This window comes from bacterium (assembly GCA_040755795.1).
In the GTDB taxonomy this organism is placed as follows: domain Bacteria; phylum UBA9089; class CG2-30-40-21; order CG2-30-40-21; family SBAY01; genus JBFLXS01.
The window spans coordinates 1-2,776 of the sequence record JBFLXS010000478.1; the positions used below are offsets into that span (position 1 = coordinate 1).

The following is a 2,776-nucleotide window of genomic DNA, read 5'->3' on the forward strand; positions in this document are numbered from 1 at the left end:
TTATGCAGTCAAATAGTTCGTTTTGTGGAATATCAGCAAACCAAATTATGTTGGGATATTGGGTTTCAGAACTCTCAATGTTTCTCACAGGATTGCACCTGAGTTTGGAAAACTCAAGTAAGTAATTAAATATCTGTAAGTATTTCTCCTTTTTCATTCCAGTACTGTCTGTCGAGAGATTTGACTCTTTTAATTCGTCAATGGAATAGGTATTATCCAAAGTGAGCATCAGTTGTCGATTGACTCGTTGAGTAGGTGAATCTTGAGTTATACATTCTGGATGTAGCATTTCTAATTGAATTAATTCCTTTAGTAACTGGTCATAATTATAATCGGATATTTCAGGTTGAGCCTCAACATAGTATTTATAATCATGGTATCTAATCAATTTTTTTAATGTTTCTATTTTTGCTTTATAGTCTTCCATATTTTTATCCTCAGTTTGTGTCAAAACTTAACCACAGAGGACACAGAAAAAAACATTAATTATCAATAAGTTAAGAAGAAATCTATTTTCTTCCTTCCGGCGGTGCACCTTAATTTTTACCATACTTTTAACCTTTCTTTTTGTCTTTACTTTAGTTTTTCCCTCCATAAGTATATCAAAGATTACTCCTCAAGTCAAGATTTTTTATTATCTTCACTTCAGTAGTGGGAATGGAGTGGGAATAGGGGACGCACACTATTTTTACTCATCTTTTTCTTCCACTTTTCTTGGTTTTCCTGGAAGCCTAAACTTCAATGACCGATTCATAACCTTTTCCAACTCTAATATAAAAGATTCTCTCCCAGTAGGTAACCCCTTCTGTGTATTTCGCTTTAATATGTCTATATCCTCCTGCTTCCCTCCCTCTCTAAGCCATCCCAACCAGTCTATTACTACTCCTGCCGGAGGAAAATCAGAAGAAAGAATATTATCCTTTCTCTTCCCACAATGTGCCATAGCACTTGACTACATATAAATCTTCAGCATTTTGAATAATACCAGCTCGCACAGGATTTAGTTCTACATAACGCACAGCCGTCCATAAATATCCTTCGTCAAGAGCACTGGAAAAATATCGTCCTTGCCAAAGGTGACCACTCCAATCCCTTGAACGATTTATGTGGATGGCATACCTCGTATGCAATGAACGCATTGTCTTTTCTAAGGGAATCCTTATGACAAGAAACTACTACTAAATGGATATGGTTTGTCATCAAGCAATACGCCTCTATCTTTAATCCATATCTTTCTGAATACACCTTGAGCCATTCAAGATACCTCTTGCGGTCTTCGTCTCCAAAAAATATATCCTCTCTCCTGTTACCTCGTTGGGTTACATGGTAAGGAATGTTTTCTATCATTATTCTCGCTACCCGTGGCATAATACCTTATATTATATAACTCCGGAAGCTAAAATGTCAAGATAATTGGGTGCGTCCCCATTTTCACTCTTTATTTATCCGTGCTAATCCGTGTTAATCAGTGGCTGAATAGTTACAAGAAATTTTGGATGGATTAAAAAATGGGTTATTTCAAGGAGTTTTTGTGCGAAGATTTTTTTCTCTTCAGGGCTGTCAGTTAAGCAATTTTTGTTGACAATAGGGAAAGATTTTGGTAAAATATTTTCATAATGAGCAAACTCTGTTAGAAATACCTATAATCGGATGAGTCCATAGTAGCGATGAGGATAAGGATAACATAACCTTATCCGAGCGATAGGTCAAAATTGAACGGAACCATTACAGTAAAGGGGGTTAAATATGGTAGAAAGTGTTGCCCAAAAAGAGATATTGAAAGAATTAGAAAGATTGCCCGATTATGCTGTTTGTGAGGTGGTAGATTTCATCCATTTTTTAAGGTTTAAAACAACTGAGCCCGAACAAGCATATTTTTGGACAGAAGAATGGCAAAAGGGAGAAAAACTGGTTGATATGGCACTTCATGAAGGCAGATACTGTGATTTTGATGCCCCAAATCAGGCTTTAGAGTGGTTAAATAAATGAGATTGAGAATTCCAGAACCTTTTAAGGAAGATTATAAGGCTTTGCCTAAAGAGATAAAGAAGGTGGCAGATAAACAAATTGTTTTTTTGGCAACTAATCTTAAACATCCTTCTTTGCAGATTCATAAGATTAAGGGCACCAGAGATAAATGGGAGGCATATGTTAGTGTTAAATATAGAATGACATTTCAAATTGAAAATGATACTATAATTTTAAGAAAGATTGGAGTTCATAATAAAGTATTGAAAAATCCATAAAAAATCAAGTAACTATTCAGCCTGTAGGAAAGTAGGAGAGTAGGGAAGTAGGAAAGGGGAGACATTGTCCCCAGAAGAGGAATACCGTGCACATCCTTTATCCCTTTCCTACTACCTACTTGCCTACTATTTCCTCCTGAAAGTAGGAAGTAGGAGAGTAGGAAAGTAAGAAAGGTATTATCTAATTCTATCTAAAGATCTTAATTATCTGCCAGATTTTCAATCCATTTGGGATATATCTGAAGAAGTGAGTAGGATACTTATAGCTTTAATCAAATCAATTAAGAGTAAAATAGTATGAAGTATTTTCCCCCTTTCCTACTTCCTACTTTCCTACTTCCTACTACCTACTTGCTTGGTATGCTGAATAGTTACATTAAAAGGTAATTATTCACCACAGAGACGCAGAGATGATATGATAAAGTGTCAAGTTTGACCTGCGAAAGATTTTATGGTATACTATACAAAAAGTATTAACTAACTAAAATAAGGAGGACAAACTTATGACACAAACAACATATTTACCAAAA

Annotated in this window: 6 protein-coding genes; 2 read left to right on the plus strand and 4 right to left on the minus strand. The window is 35.3% G+C overall.

The window, feature by feature from the left end; all coding sequences use genetic code 11:
* The 4 genes from AB1414_18570 to AB1414_18585 form a co-directional block, all read right to left on the minus strand.
* The coding region (locus AB1414_18570; protein ID MEW6609419.1) for a hypothetical protein at positions 1 to 427 on the minus strand (427 nt) is incomplete at its 3' end.
* A 261-nt stretch (positions 428 to 688) separates the two neighbouring features.
* Positions 689 to 943 (minus strand): hypothetical protein, encoded by a 255-nt coding sequence (locus AB1414_18575; GenBank protein MEW6609420.1) that lies wholly within the window; start codon positions 941 to 943, stop codon positions 689 to 691.
* A complete protein-coding gene (locus tag AB1414_18580) occupies positions 915 to 1,139 on the minus strand; it encodes a hypothetical protein (protein ID MEW6609421.1) in 225 nt (74 codons plus the stop codon). The genes AB1414_18575 and AB1414_18580 overlap by 29 nt, the downstream gene beginning before the upstream one ends.
* The gene (locus AB1414_18585) at positions 1,042 to 1,368 is read right to left on the minus strand and encodes a transposase (GenBank protein MEW6609422.1); all 327 of its coding nucleotides are present in this window, start codon (positions 1,366 to 1,368) and stop codon (positions 1,042 to 1,044) included. The genes AB1414_18580 and AB1414_18585 overlap by 98 nt, the downstream gene beginning before the upstream one ends.
* Before the next feature lie 378 nt (positions 1,369 to 1,746).
* Between AB1414_18585 and AB1414_18590 the strand changes: the two genes are divergently transcribed.
* Together AB1414_18590 and AB1414_18595 are read left to right on the plus strand one after the other, a co-directional pair.
* Positions 1,747 to 1,989, plus strand: coding sequence for a hypothetical protein (locus tag AB1414_18590; GenBank protein MEW6609423.1), 243 nt, complete (start codon positions 1,747 to 1,749; stop codon positions 1,987 to 1,989).
* Positions 1,986 to 2,246: a hypothetical protein gene (locus AB1414_18595; protein MEW6609424.1), complete on the plus strand. Its 261-nt coding sequence runs from the start codon at positions 1,986 to 1,988 to the stop codon at positions 2,244 to 2,246. Before AB1414_18590 ends, AB1414_18595 begins: the two co-directional genes overlap by 4 nt.
* The last annotated feature ends 530 nt before the right edge of the window (positions 2,247 to 2,776 follow it).